The sequence below is a fragment of the Streptomyces sp. Ru73 genome (assembly GCF_002920575.1).
GTDB lineage: Bacteria > Actinomycetota > Actinomycetes > Streptomycetales > Streptomycetaceae > Streptomyces.
The window spans coordinates 41,843-55,914 of sequence record NZ_PQSQ01000021.1 but is presented as its reverse complement, the minus strand read 5'-3'; the positions used below and the strand labels follow the sequence as shown (position 1 = coordinate 55,914).

General features: G+C 73.9%; 13 protein-coding genes. 9 read left to right on the top strand and 4 right to left on the bottom strand.

What is annotated here, in order from left to right:
* The first annotated feature begins 33 nt into the window (after window positions 1–33).
* The 3 genes from C3486_RS12765 (at window position 34) to C3486_RS12755 (ending at window position 1,552) form a co-directional block, all read left to right on the top strand.
* Window positions 34–693 (top strand): YigZ family protein, encoded by a 660-nt coding sequence (locus C3486_RS12765; RefSeq protein ID WP_103832761.1) that lies wholly within the window; start codon window positions 34–36, stop codon window positions 691–693.
* A 127-nt stretch (window positions 694–820) separates the two neighbouring features.
* On the top strand, window positions 821–1,033 hold the full coding sequence (locus C3486_RS12760; RefSeq protein WP_103832760.1) for a hypothetical protein: 213 nt from the start codon (window positions 821–823) through the stop codon (window positions 1,031–1,033).
* Window positions 1,034–1,054: 21 nt separating this feature from the next.
* On the top strand, window positions 1,055–1,552 hold the full coding sequence (locus C3486_RS12755) for a DUF6328 family protein (protein WP_103832759.1): 498 nt from the start codon (window positions 1,055–1,057) through the stop codon (window positions 1,550–1,552).
* 24 nt (window positions 1,553–1,576) lie between these two features.
* Here the strand turns inward: C3486_RS12755 and C3486_RS12750 are convergent, their stop codons facing one another.
* Together C3486_RS12750 and C3486_RS12745 are read right to left on the bottom strand one after the other, a co-directional pair.
* Complete coding sequence (locus C3486_RS12750; RefSeq protein ID WP_103832758.1) at window positions 1,577–3,103, bottom strand: M81 family metallopeptidase; 1,527 nt, start codon at window positions 3,101–3,103, stop codon at window positions 1,577–1,579.
* Window positions 3,104–3,154: 51 nt separating this feature from the next.
* Window positions 3,155–4,303, bottom strand: a complete 1,149-nt coding sequence (locus C3486_RS12745; RefSeq protein WP_103832757.1) for an ROK family transcriptional regulator — start codon at window positions 4,301–4,303, stop codon at window positions 3,155–3,157.
* Window positions 4,304–4,482: 179 nt separating this feature from the next.
* Here C3486_RS12745 and C3486_RS12740 point away from each other — a divergent pair, with 179 nt between their 5' ends.
* The 5 genes from C3486_RS12740 to C3486_RS12720 all read left to right on the top strand — a co-directional run bounded on the left by C3486_RS12740 (window position 4,483) and on the right by C3486_RS12720 (window position 11,281).
* On the top strand, window positions 4,483–6,309 hold the full coding sequence (locus tag C3486_RS12740; RefSeq protein ID WP_103832756.1) for a peptide ABC transporter substrate-binding protein: 1,827 nt from the start codon (window positions 4,483–4,485) through the stop codon (window positions 6,307–6,309).
* Window positions 6,306–7,256, top strand: coding sequence for an ABC transporter permease (locus C3486_RS12735; RefSeq protein WP_103832755.1), 951 nt, complete (start codon window positions 6,306–6,308; stop codon window positions 7,254–7,256). Before C3486_RS12740 ends, C3486_RS12735 begins: the two co-directional genes overlap by 4 nt.
* A complete protein-coding gene (locus tag C3486_RS12730) occupies window positions 7,253–8,155 on the top strand; it encodes an ABC transporter permease (RefSeq protein WP_219822216.1) in 903 nt (300 codons plus the stop codon). Before C3486_RS12735 ends, C3486_RS12730 begins: the two co-directional genes overlap by 4 nt.
* Window positions 8,156–8,164: 9 nt before the next feature.
* The gene (locus C3486_RS12725) at window positions 8,165–10,255 is read left to right on the top strand and encodes an ABC transporter ATP-binding protein (protein WP_103832754.1); all 2,091 of its coding nucleotides are present in this window, start codon (window positions 8,165–8,167) and stop codon (window positions 10,253–10,255) included.
* A 249-nt stretch (window positions 10,256–10,504) separates the two neighbouring features.
* Complete coding sequence (locus C3486_RS12720) at window positions 10,505–11,281, top strand: VOC family protein (RefSeq protein WP_103832753.1); 777 nt, start codon at window positions 10,505–10,507, stop codon at window positions 11,279–11,281.
* A gap of 59 nt (window positions 11,282–11,340) precedes the next feature.
* Here the strand turns inward: C3486_RS12720 and C3486_RS12715 are convergent, their stop codons facing one another.
* Window positions 11,341–12,822 carry an aminotransferase class I/II-fold pyridoxal phosphate-dependent enzyme gene (locus C3486_RS12715; RefSeq protein ID WP_103832752.1) on the bottom strand — a complete coding sequence of 494 codons (1,482 nt, stop codon included), beginning with the start codon at window positions 12,820–12,822 and terminating at the stop codon, window positions 11,341–11,343.
* A 105-nt stretch (window positions 12,823–12,927) separates the two neighbouring features.
* On the opposite strand from C3486_RS12715, the gene C3486_RS12710 reads away from it, so the two are divergent.
* Window positions 12,928–13,593: a hypothetical protein gene (locus C3486_RS12710; RefSeq protein ID WP_103832751.1), complete on the top strand. Its 666-nt coding sequence runs from the start codon at window positions 12,928–12,930 to the stop codon at window positions 13,591–13,593.
* Here C3486_RS12710 and C3486_RS12705 read toward each other — a convergent pair.
* Window positions 13,576–14,016: an Lrp/AsnC family transcriptional regulator gene (locus tag C3486_RS12705; RefSeq protein ID WP_103832750.1), complete on the bottom strand. Its 441-nt coding sequence runs from the start codon at window positions 14,014–14,016 to the stop codon at window positions 13,576–13,578. The two genes, C3486_RS12710 and C3486_RS12705, sit on opposite strands and share 18 nt — an antisense overlap.
* Window positions 14,017–14,072: the final 56 nt, after the last annotated feature.

Here is a 14,072-nt window from a genome sequence, read left to right as displayed (position 1 = left end):
AGCGGCGGTCCGGCCGGCGATTAGGGTGGCGGGATGCAGGAGCAGTACCGCACCCTCGCCGCTGAAGGCGTCCACGAGATCGAGATCAACAAGTCTCGCTTCATCTGCGCGCTCGCGCCGGTGGCGACCGAGGCCGAGGCGCAGGAGTTCATCGCGCGCATCCGCAAGGAGCACCCCACCGCCCGGCACAACTGCTTCGCGTACGTCCTGGGCGCCGACGGCGAGATTCAGAAGGCGAGCGACGACGGCGAGCCGGGCGGCACGGCGGGCGTCCCGATGCTCCAGATGCTGGTCCGGCGCGAGATGCGGTACGTCGTCGCCGTCGTCACCCGCTACTTCGGCGGCATCAAGCTCGGCGCGGGCGGCCTGATCAGGGCGTACGGCGGCGTGGTCGGGGAGGCCCTGGACACGCTGGGCACCGTCACCCGGCGCCGCTTCCGGCTGGCCACCGTCACCGTCGACCACCAGCGCGCCGGCAAGGTCGAGAACGACCTGCGGGCCACCGGGCGGGACGTCCGCGACGTCCGCTACGCCGAGGCCGTCACCATCGAGATCGGCCTCCCCGAGGGCGAGATCCCGGCCTTCCGCGCCTGGCTCGCCGACGCCACCGCCGGCACGGCCGTACTGGAGCTGGGCGGCGAGGCGTACGGCGCCGGCCAGCCGTCCGGCGGCCCCGGAGGCCGTCCTGATTGAGCCCCGTGGTGCGGGGTAACCGGTCACAGACGGGGCGAGCGGTGACGTCCGTTTGCGCTGTGGTCATCGGCTGCCGTCCGCACGGCGCCGGTGGCCGGTACCGCCACCCATGCGTGAAGGAGGTGCGATGACCAGCACCGCTGCACCGAATTCCGGCTACGGGCCCGCGCCCGGGTCCGCCCCGCGCGATCCCCAGCCCGTACCGCGCGACCCCGACCCGCCCGAGGAGACGCCCGAAGAACCGGAGCCCGCCACTCCAGGACCCGCGGGGCCCGACGCGCCCCCGGAAGAACAGCCGGAGACCCCGCCCGGCACCCCGGCGCCGGAGCCGCCCGACTGACCGACCACCGCGGAGGGACCGATGAGCGACCTGGCGCGCGGCAGGCACGAGACGGCCGAGGAACGCGCGGACCGGCGGTGGGGAGAGCTGCTCCAGGAGCTGCGCGTCGCACAGACCGGCGTCCAGATCCTCTTCGGTTTCCTGCTCACCGTCGTCTTCCAGCCCGGCTTCGAGAAGCTGGACGGCCCCGGCCGGCACATCTACGTCGCCACCGTCGTGCTGGGCGCCGCCACGACCGGCGCGCTCGTCGGCCCGGTCTCGCTGCACCGCCTGGTCACGGGGCGCCGGCTCAAGCCGCAGACCGTGACCTGGGCCTCCCGGCTCACCGTCCTCGGACTGGTGCTGCTGCTGTGCACCATGGCGTCGGCCATGCTGCTCATCATGCGCGTGGCACTGCGCGGCAGCGGCGCGCTGTGGCTCGTCGCCGGGATGCTCCTGTGGTTCGTCCTCTGCTGGTTCGTGCTGCCCCTGTACGCGCGCCACCGCGCCGCCCGGGACGACGGCGGCGGCGATTCCTGACCGCCGCGCGCCTTCGGCCCCCTCTTACCGCAGCAGGACCGGCGTGAGGTCCGGGTCCTCGAAGCCCTCGTCGTCGAAGGGGTAGAGGGGCCGCTCGACGCGGTGGTGGCCCAGCCGCAGCAGGTCCTGGTCGACACCGCCGGGCGTCAGGGCCAGCAGCCAGTCGGCGGCCATCTCGTACAGCTCCGGCTCCAGATAGCCGATCTTCACCACGACCAGGTCGTACGCCGTCGGATCGAGCGTGCCGAAGTCGGCACGGGTGTGGAACGGCGTGCGGCGCTCGGTCAGCACGACGGTGACCCCGCCGCGGGTCACGGCAGCGCGCCGGCCACCGCCCTCGTACGCCGGATTGCCCCGCGGCGCGCCGCCCGGCGCGGCACCCGGGTCCTCCAACGCCGTGACCGTGCCGGTCAGTTCGTACGGCGTGGCGTGCGGCCCGGTGCCCGCGCTGAAGCGGCCGCCCACCGACAGCGTCACCTCCGCACCCACGCCCGCCGCGAAGCACGCCGCGACCGCGTCCGGATCGGTGATCCCCGGGTGCAGCGCGGTGGCCCGGCCGCTCGCCAGGTCCTCGTTCGCGAGCAGCCGGCCGAGCATGTACGCGAGGTCACCGGCCCCGCCCGCCGTCGGATTGTCACCGGAGTCGCTGATCAGGAACGGGCGCGCCGCCGAGGCCACGGCGCGCCGGACGCAGCCGTCCGCGTCGTCGGTGGGACCGACGAAGACGAAGTCGCGGCGGACGTCCCAGTACTGCCGGGCGAGCGACCCGGCCTGGTCGAGGGCGAGGTCCGGATCGTCGGCGGTCACCACGACGGCCGCCCGGCAGCGGGGCTCGTCGGCCCAGGCGTAGCCGACCCAGACCGCCGCGTCCACGACGCCGTCCAGCGCCTCGACCGCGGCGAGCCGCCCGTACAGGGACCGTGCGGGCTCCAGCCGGGTGCTGGTCTTCTCGCCCGGCAGCAGCACGGGGACCTGCACCCACGCGCGGTGCGGGCGGCCGAGGCCGGCCGTGAGCCGTTCGACGAGCTTGCGTGCCGCGCGCTCGCGGGTCTCCCAGGCGTCCTCGTGCGGGGCGAGGCGGTGCGCGGTGAGCAGGTCCAGCGGCTCGGCGAAGGCGCGGGAGACATTGCCGTGCAGGTCCATCGCCGCGGAGATCAGCGCGTCCGGGCCGAGCGCGGCGCGGACGGCGGCCGTCAGGTCGGCCTCGGCGTCGTCCAGACCGGTCACGCTCATCGCGCCGTGGATGTCGTAGACCAGCCCGTCGAGCGGTTCCGCCTCCCGGATACGGTCCGTCAGCTCAGTCTTGATGCGGTCGTACGTGGCCCGCTCGACCGGGCCGCCGGGCAGCGCGACGGCGTGCACCAGCGGCACCCACTCGACCAGGTCGGCGAGATCGCTCTCGGGCTGCGTCCACGTGTAGCGGTCCAGCAGCTCGCCGTCGCGGGTGACGCGGAAGTCCTCGTACGCGGTGCGGTGCGGGCAGAACTGGCTGGACTCGATGGCCATGCCGCCGATGCCGATGCGCAGCCGGCGGCCGGTCGGGGTGAGCATGCTGACTCGCTTTCTGTGCGGCGGCGGAGGACAGAGGGCGGGGAGAGGTGGTCAGGAGCCGGCCGGCACGGCCTGCAGGGCGGCCAGGCCGGCGCCCGTGAGACCGGCGTCCGGGCCGCCGACGGCCGCGGTGATGGTCAGTTCGCTGGACGCCATCGGCAGGCAGCGCTCGTACAGGACGCCGCGCACCGCCGCGACCAGCGGCTCGGCTCCCGACAGCGCGCCACCCAGCACCACCGCCTCGGGATTGAAGAAGTTGACGACGACGGAGAGCACCGCGCCGATGTGCCGGCCGGCCTGCCTGACCAGCGTCGTCGCGTGCGGCTCGCCGTGCTCGACCAGCCGCAGGATGTCGGTGGCGGAGTCCGCCTCGATGCCGTCGGCGCGGAGCGCGGCGGCGATCGCCGCGCCGCTGGCGACGGTCTCCAGGCAGCCGACGTTCCCGCACGAGCAGGGCCGCCCGTCGGCCGCCTCGACCCGTACGTGGCTGATGTCCCCGGCGCAGCCGCGCGCTCCCCGGTAGAGCCGCCCGTGGCTGACGACGCCGGAGCCGATGCCGCGGCCCGCCTTGACGACGACGAGGTGGCGGAGTGAGGCGTGCGCCGCGCGGTGTTCGCCCAGGGCCAGCGCGTTCGCGTCGTTGTCGACGACGACGGGGAGCCCGAGCCGGGCCGCGAGGACGTCGCGCAGCTCGTACAGGTGCCAGCCGGGCATCCGGGACGGTGCGACGACCCGGCCGGTGTCCGGGTCGACCGGGCCGGGGAAGCCGATGCCCGCGCCGCGCACCGCACGGCCCGCGGCGCGCTGCCGCTCGGCGAGGGCCGACAGGCGCTCCACGATCAGTTCGACGGCGGGCTCCGGCCCCGCCGTCAGGTCGTGCGCCCGCTCCTCGACGTCGAAGGCCGCGCCGGTCAGGCCCACGGCGCCGCAGCGGACGTGGTGGCTGCCGAGGTCGGCGGCGAGCGCGACGGCCCCGCTCTCCGGGACGCGCAGCAGGCGCGGGCGGCGGCCGCCGCGGGATGCGCCCTCGCCGTCCTCGGTCAGCAGGCCCGCGTCGACCAGTTCCTGCACCCGGGCCGAGACGGTCGAGGCGGCGAGCCCCAGCTCCCGTACGAGGTCGGCGCGGGAGGCGGCGGAGCCGTTCGCGACGAGTTCGAGGACGTGCGCGGCGGAGCCGGGCTGTTCCTCGGCGGCGGTCATGATGAGCGGCCTTTCGGTGGAGACGGCGGGGACTTCCTTCGGTGGTCGAAAGAAGCGTGGGAAGCAACTGCGGGACAGTGAACAGCAGTTACCGGTGTGACGCCAGACCCTTGACTTCTTTTCGCGGCCGTCCGTACTTTGCTCGTCATCTTCGGCCGGCCGACCACAGCGGAGGCAGCATGGGACCGCGCACCACCCGAAGACCGCGCAGGGCCCGGATCCGCGGGCCGCTGGCGGCAGTCGGGGCCGCCCTCACCGCCGCGGCGGTCCTCGCCGGCTGCGCCCCGAACGCCGACCGGATCACCGACGTCGGCGCCACGGGCGGCACCAGGGTCGAGGGCGGCACCGCGACCATGGCGCTGCCGCCCGCCGCCACACCCAACTGGATTTTCCCGATCCCCGCCCCCGGCTACCTGGCGTCCTACAACAGCGCCATTCAGAACCTGCTGTTCCTGCCGCTCTACACGCCCGAGCCGAAGGGCGACGCGCTCACCATGGACAGCCCGCGCAACCTCGCGCGGCAGCCCCGGTACAGCGACGGCAACAAGACGGTGACCATCACCCTGAAGCCGGGGTACGAATGGTCCGACGGCAAACCCGTCACCGCACGCGACGTGGCCTTCTGGTTCGAGCTGATCAAGCACAACAAGAAGGAGTGGGCCGGCTACTCGCCCGGCCTGCTGCCGGACGACGTGCAGCGGTTCGAGGTCGTCGGGGAGCGCACCTTCCGGCTCCGGCTCTCCCGCGCGTACAACCCCGCCTGGTTCACCGCCAACGAGCTGCAGAACTTCACCGCACTGCCCGAACACGCCTGGAACCCCCGGCACGAGGACCCGAAGACGGTCTTCGCGCGGCTCGTCCGGCACGCCAAGCGGTTGTCGGCGTTCGCCACCGACCCGCTCTGGAAGACCGTCAACGGCCCCTGGACCATCGAGAAGTGGAACACCTCGGGCCAGGTCGCGCTGGTGCCCAACAGGAAGTACCGGGGCCCCGACAGGCCGCACCTCGACCGCGTCGTCCTCAAGCCCTTCACCACCGCCGACTCCGAGTTCAACGTGCTGCGCGCCGGCGGCGTCGACTACGGCTACATCCCGCCCTCGGTGATGGCACAGGCCACCAAGTTCAAGGAGCTGGGCTACCGGATCGACCCCTGGGAAGGCTGGGCGATCACCTACCTCGTGCTCAACTTCCACCACCCCGTCGCCGGGCCGATGCTCCGTCAGGACTACCTCCGCCAGGCCCTGCAGCACCTCATCGACCAGGAGTCCATCTCCCGCGTCCTCTGGCACGGCAGCGCCGACCCCACCCTCGGCCCCGTTCCCGCGAGCCTGCTGGACCGCAACCCGTACCCGTACGACCCGAAGGCCGCCGAGCGGCTGCTCGCCCGGCACGGCTGGCGGGCACCGGCGTCCGACCCCGGCGGAGTACTGCGCTGCGTACGGCCCGGTACGGGACCGGGGGAGTGCGGCAAGGGCATCCCGCGCGGCCGGCAGCTCCGGCTCGAACTGCTCTCCCAGTCCGGCTCGACCGAGACCTCCAACACCATGCAGGAGATCAAGTCCTCCTTCGGCAGGGCGGGCGTCGCCCTCGACATCCGCCAGCAGCCGCTGAACACTGTCCTGGGCACCACCGTCCCCTGCAAGACCGGCGAACCCGTCTGCTCGGCCTGGCAGCTGGGCTTCTTCGGCACCCAGGGCAGCTGGTACTTCCCGGTGAACCCCAGCGGCGAGCAGCTCTTCGCCACCGGAGCCCCCTCCAACATGGGCAACTGGTCCGACCCCGGGACGGACCGGCTGATCAAGGCCACCGAGTACTCCGACGACCCGGGAGCGCTGCGCGATTACGCGCGGCGGGTCGCGCGGCAGCTGCCGGTGCTCTGGACGCCCAACCCCGCCTACCAGGTCTCCGTCATCCGCAACGACCTGCGCGGCATCGACCAGAACCCCACCCTCACCCTCGCGCCCCAGGACTGGTACTTCGTGCGGAAGGGGGGCCGGGAGAAGTGACCCGCTTCCTCCTCAAACGCTGCGCGCAGGCCGCCGTCGTGCTGCTGCTCGTCTCCGTCATCGTCTTCGTCCTGCTGCACATGCTGCCCGGCGGCCCGGCCCGCGCCATCCTCGGCGTGCACGCCACCCCGCAGGCCGTGGCGCACTTCAACCACCAGCAGGGCTACGACCGTTCGCTGCCCGAGCAGTACGTCATCTACCTCGGGCGGCTCCTCACCGGCGACCTCGGCGAGTCCTACAAGCTCAACCAGTCCGTCGCCTCGCTGCTCGGCGAGCGGCTGCCCCGCACCGCACTGCTGGCCGGGCTGGCGATCGCACTCGCCGCGGTCCTCGCCGTACCGCTCGGCATCCTCCAGGCCGTACGCCGCGGCAAGGCCGCCGACCACCTCCTCACCGGTGCCGCCTTCCTCGCCTACGCCACCCCCGTCTTCTTCCTCGGCCTGGTGCTGATCCTGCTCTTCAGCCAGCAGTTCCCGGTCTTCCCCGCGCAGGCACCGCAGGCGGACACCGTGGGCGGCATCCTCGCCGAGCCACGCGCGCTCGTCCTGCCGGTCGTGACCACGGCACTCGGCATCGTCGCCGCGTTCAGCCGCTACATGCGCTCGGCCGTCCTGGACAACCTCAGCGAGGAGTACGTCCGCACCGCACGCGCCAAGGGCCAGTCCGGCGCCCGGATCATGGCCCGGCACGTGCTGCGCAACGCCCTCATCCCACTCGCCACGCTCCTCGGGCTCTACCTCCCGACCCTCTTCAGCGGCACCCTCGTCGTCGAGTCCATGTTCAACTACCCCGGCATGGGCCTGCTGTTCTGGAACGCCGCACAGGGCAGCGACTTCCCGGTCCTGCTCGGCGTCACCCTCGTCGTCGGCGTCGCGACCGTCCTCGGCTCGCTGCTCACCGACATCGCGTACGCCGTACTCGACCCGCGCATCAGGAGCGTCGCATGACCGCCGCCGGAATGCCCGTGGCCGGCGGGAGCGGCACCGCCGCCGGCACCCCCGGCCTCGTCCGCCGCACCGCCGCCGTCTTCGCCCGCAACAAGCTCGCGCTCCTCGGCACCGTCATCCTCGCCGGGCTGCTCGCGCTCTGCTTCCTCGGCCCGCTGCTCCACCCCACCGACCAGGTGCACACCGACCTCTCGCAGGCCAACCTGGCGCCCGGCACCGGCGGCCACCTCCTCGGCACCACCGACCTGGGGTACGACATGCTCGGCCGGCTCATGCACGGCGGCCGGACCTCGCTGGAGGTCGGGCTCGCTGCCGGGCTGCTCGCCACGCTCTTCGGCACCGTCTACGGCGCGGTCGCCGGCTACTTCGGCGGCTGGCTCGACGCCGCGATGATGCGCATCACCGACGCGGCGCTCGCCATCCCCGCACTGTTCCTGCTGGTCGTCGTCGCCGCCATCGTCACGCCCAGCAAACCCGTCCTCGTCCTCATCATCGCCTCCGTCGCCTGGCTCTCCCCGGCCCGGCTCATCCGCGGCGAGGCACTGGCCCTGCGCAGCCGCGATTACGTGCACGCCATGCGCCTGATGGGCGGCGGTGGCACCCGTGCGGTCTTCCGGCACATCGTGCCCAACGCCCTCGGCACCGTCATCGTCAACGCCACCTTCCAGATCGCCGACGCCATCCTCTACGTCGCCTACCTGTCCTTCCTGGGCCTGTCGATCCCGCCGCCCGCCGCCGACTGGGGCTCGATGCTCTCCGCCGGCATCACCTACACCCAGGTCGGCCACTGGTGGCTGATCTTCCCGCCGGGCATCGCCATCGTCCTCGTCGTCGCCGCCTTCAACTTCATCGGCGACGGCCTGCGCGACGCCTTCGACGTGCGACTCCAGAAGAACTGAGGAACCGTCATGAGACCTGAGGCCCCCGGCCCGCTGCTCGCCATCGAGGACCTGCACGTCGAGATCGCCGGGCGGCGCGGCCGTACCGTGCACGCCCTGGACGGCGTCTCCCTCGACCTCGCGCCCGGCGAGGCCCTGGGCATCGTCGGCGAGTCCGGCTGCGGCAAGACCATGACCGCCCTGTCCGTCCTCGGACTGCTCCCCGGCGGCGGCCGGATCACCGCTGGACACATCCGCTTCGACGGCCACGACCTCGCCACCGCCCCCGAACCGGTGCTCCGCGACGTCCGCGGCCACACCATCGGCATGGTCTTCCAGGACCCGCTCACCTCCCTGAACCCCACCATGACCATCGGCGCCCAGGTCGCCGAGCCGCTGCTGCTGCACACCGGGGCGAGCCGCGCCGAGGCGCGGGAGCGGGCCGAGGAGATGCTGCGGCTCGTCGGGATGCCCCGCCCGGCCGAACGGATGACGAACTACCCGCACCAGCTCAGCGGCGGCATGCGGCAGCGCGTCGCCATCGCCATGGCGCTGATCTGTGAGCCCCGGCTGCTGATCGCCGACGAACCCACCACGGCCCTGGACGTCACCACCCAGGCCCAGATCCTGGAGCTCATCGACGAGCTGCGGGACCGCCTCGGCATGGCGCTCATCCTGGTCACCCACGACCTCGGGGTGATCGCCCGGCGGGTGGACCGGGTCGCGGTCATGTACGGCGGCAAGGTCGCCGAGCAGGCCGCCGTGCACGACCTCTTCGCCGCGCCCCGGCACCGCTACACCCGGGCGCTGCTGGCCGCCCTGCCCGAGCGGGCCGCCGGCGCCGGGCAGCCGCTCGCCACCATCCCGGGGCTGCCGCCCGCCCTGGACACCCCGCCCGCCGGCTGCCGCTTCGCGCCCCGCTGCGGCTTCGCCACCGACGCCTGCCGCACGGCCGAACCGGAGCTGAGCGGCGGCCCGGGCACCGCACCGGGCCACCTCTTCGCGTGCTTCCACCCCGCCGAAGCCGACGACACCGGGGACCCCACCGGACCCGCCGCCGCGGTCACGGCCCGGACCCCGGCCCCCGGCGGTGAGCGGCCGGCCGAGCCCGAGACCCTGCTGCGCCTGACCGACGTGGTGAAGGAGTACGCGCTGCGGGCCGGCCCCTTCGCCCGGCGGGGCACCGGGCGCGGCGCCCGGCAGGTCAGCGCCGTGGCCGGGATCTCGCTGACCGTACGGCGCGGCGAGACGTACGGCATCGTGGGCGAGTCCGGCTGCGGCAAGTCCACCCTCGGCCGGCTGGTCGTCGGCCTGGAGGCGCCCACCTCGGGCACCGTCCGCTTCGCCGGGCGCGACGTGGCGAACCTCCGCGGGCGGGAGCTGCGGGCCCACCGCCGCGACGTCCAGCTGATGTTCCAGGACTCCTACGCCGCGATGGACCCGCGGATGCGGGTCGGCGCCCTCCTGCGGGAACCGCTCGCGATCCAGGGCATCGGCGACCGCGCGGCGCAGCGCGAGCGGACCGGCCGGCTGCTGGACGACGTGGGGCTGCCGCGCGCCGCCGCCGACCGCTATCCGCACGAGTTCTCCGGAGGGCAGCGCCAGCGGCTCGGCCTGGCCCGTGCCCTCGCGCTCGACCCGGCCCTGATCGTCGCCGACGAGCCGGTCTCCGCGCTCGACGTCTCCGTACAGGCCCAGATCCTCAACCTCATGCGCGACCTCCAGCGGGAGAAGGGCATCGGCTACCTCTTCATCTCCCACGACCTGGCCGTCGTCCGGCACCTGGCGGACACGGTCGGCGTGATGTACCTCGGCAAGCTCGTGGAGACCGGTCCCGCGGAGGCCGTGCTCGCACGCCCGCTGCACCCGTACACGCGCGGCCTGCTCGACACGGTCAACGTGCCCGACCCCCGTGCCGGTGGCGGCGCGGCGGCGCTCGGCGGCGAGACCCCGTCGGCGGCCGAACCGCCCTCCGGCTGCCGGTTCCGCACCCGCTGCCCCCGCGCGCGGGAGGTGTGCGCGACGACCGAGCCGCCGCCCGCCGAGCCGGCGACGCCAGGGCACCGCGTGGCCTGCCACTTCCCGCTGTCGGAGGTAGCCTCGGGAGTGCCCGTGAGCTGAGGCGCGGGGGCCGCGCCGAGTCCCGGTCCGCACTTCCGACGGTTTCGGAGGGAGACCGGGGTGTCGTCCCCCTGTGTCCCCGGCCGACGGATGACACTGTGGGGCGAGTGGATGGATCAGGCCGGCCCGGACCTCGCGCGGCCGATCGTGCGGAGCGCCGTGACGTCGGCGCGCGCACCGCACGCCGTGCGTCGCACGGCGGGTCCGGTGCGGGAAAGCCCGGCCGTTGCGAAAGGAGTGACGTCCAGCATGGCGTCGACCGAACCTGTGCCAGGAGTTCCGTGCTGGGTCAGCCTGAGCGCGCGCGACCTGAAGGGGGCCGAGGAGTTCTACGGTGCGGTACTGGGCTGGTCCTTCCGGCCCGGCGCGCTGGGCGAGGAGTTCTCCGTCGCCTATGTGGACGGCAATCCGGTCGCGGGCCTCGGTGAGCTCGCGAGCACCCTGCACGTCGCCGTCGCCTGGACGCCCTTCTTCGCCGTCGGGAGCGCCGACGAGGCCGCGGCCCGGATCAGGGAGCGCGGCGGCACGGTCGCCGTCGGCCCCCGCGCCTTCGGGCCCGGCCGCGCGGCGATCTCCGCCGACCGGGACGGCGCCAGCTTCGGGATCTGGGAGGGCCGCGTGCCCGCCGGCTGGTCGGTCGGGCAGGGCAGCGCGCCGGCCTGGCTGGAGCTGCGCACCCGCGACGCGTTCGACGCCGCCATGTTCTACGCGGAGGTCCTGCACTGGGCGACCGCCGACGGGCAGGGCTGCGACGTGGCGTACGAGCAGGAGCGGGTGATCGTACGCGAGGGCGACCACACCGTGGCCGAGCTGCGCGGGGGAGCGGTGGAGGCCGCGCCGGACCCGCACGTCCGGCCCCGCTGGCACGTGCACTTCTGCGTACCGGACGTGAAGGCGGCGGCCGAGGCTGCCGAGGCCACCGGCGGCGCCGTGGTCTCCCCGCCGGTGGAGACCGAGGGCGGCGGCCATCGCTGTGCCCTGCGCGACCCGGACGGCGGCCTCTTCACGGTCACCGAAGGGATCTGACCGCACCGCCGTCGAGCGCACCCGCCGGCGGACCGGCCACCGCTATGGGCGGGCCGCCGCTACGGGTGGGTCTCCTCGACCAGCACCCGGACCGTGCCGAGCGTGGTGTCCGTGGCGTCGGGCAGGTTCATGCCCGCCTCGATGCCGGACCGCAGGTAGTCCAGTACGGGTCCGTTGAGGCGTTCGCCGGGCAGCGCGGCCGGGATGCCGGGCGGGTACGGCGTCAGCATCTCCGCCGAGATGCGGCCGGCCGCCCGGGACACCGGCACGTCCTCCGTCGCGCCGAAGAACCCGTCCCGCGGCAGGCAGCTCTGCTGCAGCCGCAGCTGGGCCGGCGGCGGGATGTCCACCGCCGGCGCCGGGCGCAGCTCGGGGGCCGCCCGGGACAGGTCGCGCAGCGCGGCGAGCAGCCGGTCGGCCGTGCCGCGGTCGTCGCCGTGCGTGAGCTGCGCGCTGATCCGGCGGTGGTCGGAGAGGTGCGCGTCGACGGCCCGGTGCGCGCGCAGCCAGTCCGCCGCCGCGTACCCCGTCGTGCCCAGCCCGCTGACGTCGATGACCACGGGCAGCGGGTCGAAGTCGTGCCCGAGTCCGGGGCCGCAGAAGTCGGCCCGGTCGTTCACGTGCAGCCCGTCGATCTTCTCGATCTCGGTCCGCACCTCGGCAGCCAGCTGCAGCGCGTGCCCGAGCAGTGCCTTGCCGTGCAGCACCATCTGCCGCCGCCAGCCGTCCATGCCCGCGTAGAGCAGCACCGAGGGGCTGGTCGTGCCGAGCAGGTCGGCGCGGGACTTCAGCAGCGCCGGATCGATCAGGTCGCCGCCCAGGTGGAAGACCGAGCCCTGCTCCAGGCCGCTGCCCATCTTGTGGATGCTGGTCACGCAGACGTCGGCGCCCGCGTCCATGGCCCAGGAGGGCAGGTCGGGGTGGAAGGGCAGGTGCGCGCCCCACGCCTCGTCCACGATCAGCGGCCGGCCGCGCCGGTGGCAGACCTCGGCGATGGCCGCGATGTCGGCGCAGCTGCCGTACGGCGTGGGGCTGGTGACCAGCGCGCCGCGGGCGTCCGGGCAGGCGTCGAAGGCCGCTTCGTACGCCTCGGGCGAGGGGGCGTGCGCGAGATGGCGGTCGGCGTCCCACTGGGGATCGACCCAGACCGGGTTCACGCCCGAGAGGATCAGCCCGGAGACGACGGACTTGTGCGCGTCCCGCCCGATGAGGAGCTTCTCGTGCGGCCCCGCGACGGCCAGCATCGCCGCCTTGACGGACAGGGAGCTGCCGCAGGTGGAGAAGAAGGTGTGCGAGGCGTGCACGGCGTCGGCCATCAGGTTCTCGGCGCGCTCCAGCACCCGGCCCGTGGTCCGCCGGTCGTCCAGGCCACCGCTGGCCAGTACGTCACCGTGGAAGACGGCGTCGCCGAGCACCTCGCGGACCTGGGGATCGGCGCCGCGTGCCTGCTTGTGTCCGGGCGGCGTGAAGGAGATCCGTCCGAGCTCGCGGTAGTCGGCGAGCGCCTGGAGGACCGGGGCCTGCGTGTGATCCTGTGCCATGACACACGGCTTCCCGGAGGCGGGTGGGGCCAATCAGTACGAATGGGTCGTCCCCGTGGCGGGAGCGTGTCCCTTCCGTACGGCGCGGCGGCGCATACTGTCGGCATGGGAAGCGAGCTGCCGGACGAGGAGGGCGTAGCCCCGGAGAACGGGCGCGACCGCCTCGCCGACGAGCGGGAAAGCGCCGCCGACCACCGCGATCGGCTGGCCGACGAGCGGGAGCGGCTCGCCGACCGGCGGGAGCGGCTGGCGGACGAGCGGGAGCGGCTGGCCGACGAGCGGTCGGAGCGGCTGGATGCGTGGGAGGCCCGGCTCGACGACCGGACCCGCACGGCGGGGACCGGCGGCCCGGTGGGCGAGGCCCGACAGCGGGCGGACGAGCGGATACGGCGATCGCGTGCCGCCCTGGAAGCCGCCACCGCCCGGCTCGACAGGGCCGAGGAGGAGCTGACCCGCCGGGACGAGAGCGACGCCCGGGAGCAGCAGGCCGTCGACCGGGAGCTCGCGGCGAGCGAGCGGCTGGCCGCCGAGGGGGCCGGCCGGCTGCCGCTGGCGACCGCGGACGAGCGGCTGGCCCGGGTGCGGGCGCGGTTCCTCGAGGTGGCGGCCGATCTGGCCTGCGTCGCCGAGGAGCGGGTCCGCCACTACGACCGGCTCGGGGCGGAGGAGCCGGAACGGGCGGAGGCGCACCGGCGCCGGGCCGACGGGGCCCGCGAGGCGGCAGGGTGCGCCCGCGAGGTGCTGGACCGGCTCTCAGGTGCGGCTCCATGAGCCCAGCACCATCAGCGTCTTGGTGCCGGTGACCCGGCCGGCGCTGCGCAGGCCGTCGATGACCTGCTGGAGGTGGGCGATGTCGCGCACCCGCACCTGGATCAGCGCGTCCGGATCGCCGGCGATGGTGAAGACGGCCTGTACTTCGGGGACGTTGTAGGCCGACCGCACGATTTCGTTGACCCGGGTCGTACCGGCGTACCGCAGCTCGACGAACGCCTCGATGCCCCAGCCGAGCTTGCTCTGGTCGATCTGCGCGGCGAAGCCGGTGATCACCCCGATGTCCCTGAGCCGGTCCACGCGCCGCTTGACCGCCGCCACCGACAGGCCCACCTCGGCGGACATCTCGGAGAACGTACGGCGACCGTCCTCGCGCAGCAGGCGCAGCAGGCGGTGATCGATCTCGTCGACGGCCTCAGGCATGCAAAGGAATGTACGTCGACTCGCCCTGTACGTAAATAGTTTGCGCGTTGCCGCGG

Excerpts from the sequence above, each read along its gene's own strand:
- C3486_RS12755 (WP_103832759.1), top strand. The coding sequence starts at position 1,055 with ATGAGCGACCTGGCGCGCGGCAGGCACGAGACGGCCGAGGAACGCGCG.
- C3486_RS12730 (WP_219822216.1), top strand. The coding sequence starts at position 7,253 with ATGACCGCCGCCGGAATGCCCGTGGCCGGCGGGAGCGGCACCGCCGCC.
- C3486_RS12715 (WP_103832752.1), bottom strand. The coding sequence starts at position 12,822 with ATGGCACAGGATCACACGCAGGCCCCGGTCCTCCAGGCGCTCGCCGAC.
- C3486_RS12750 (WP_103832758.1), bottom strand. The coding sequence starts at position 3,103 with ATGCTCACCCCGACCGGCCGCCGGCTGCGCATCGGCATCGGCGGCATG.
- C3486_RS12710 (WP_103832751.1), top strand. The coding sequence starts at position 12,928 with ATGGGAAGCGAGCTGCCGGACGAGGAGGGCGTAGCCCCGGAGAACGGG.
- C3486_RS12740 (WP_103832756.1), top strand. The coding sequence starts at position 4,483 with ATGGGACCGCGCACCACCCGAAGACCGCGCAGGGCCCGGATCCGCGGG.
- C3486_RS12725 (WP_103832754.1), top strand. The coding sequence starts at position 8,165 with ATGAGACCTGAGGCCCCCGGCCCGCTGCTCGCCATCGAGGACCTGCAC.
- C3486_RS12765 (WP_103832761.1), top strand. The coding sequence starts at position 34 with ATGCAGGAGCAGTACCGCACCCTCGCCGCTGAAGGCGTCCACGAGATC.
- C3486_RS12705 (WP_103832750.1), bottom strand. The coding sequence starts at position 14,016 with ATGCCTGAGGCCGTCGACGAGATCGATCACCGCCTGCTGCGCCTGCTG.
- C3486_RS12745 (WP_103832757.1), bottom strand. The coding sequence starts at position 4,303 with ATGACCGCCGCCGAGGAACAGCCCGGCTCCGCCGCGCACGTCCTCGAA.
- C3486_RS12720 (WP_103832753.1), top strand. The coding sequence starts at position 10,505 with ATGGCGTCGACCGAACCTGTGCCAGGAGTTCCGTGCTGGGTCAGCCTG.
- C3486_RS12760 (WP_103832760.1), top strand. The coding sequence starts at position 821 with ATGACCAGCACCGCTGCACCGAATTCCGGCTACGGGCCCGCGCCCGGG.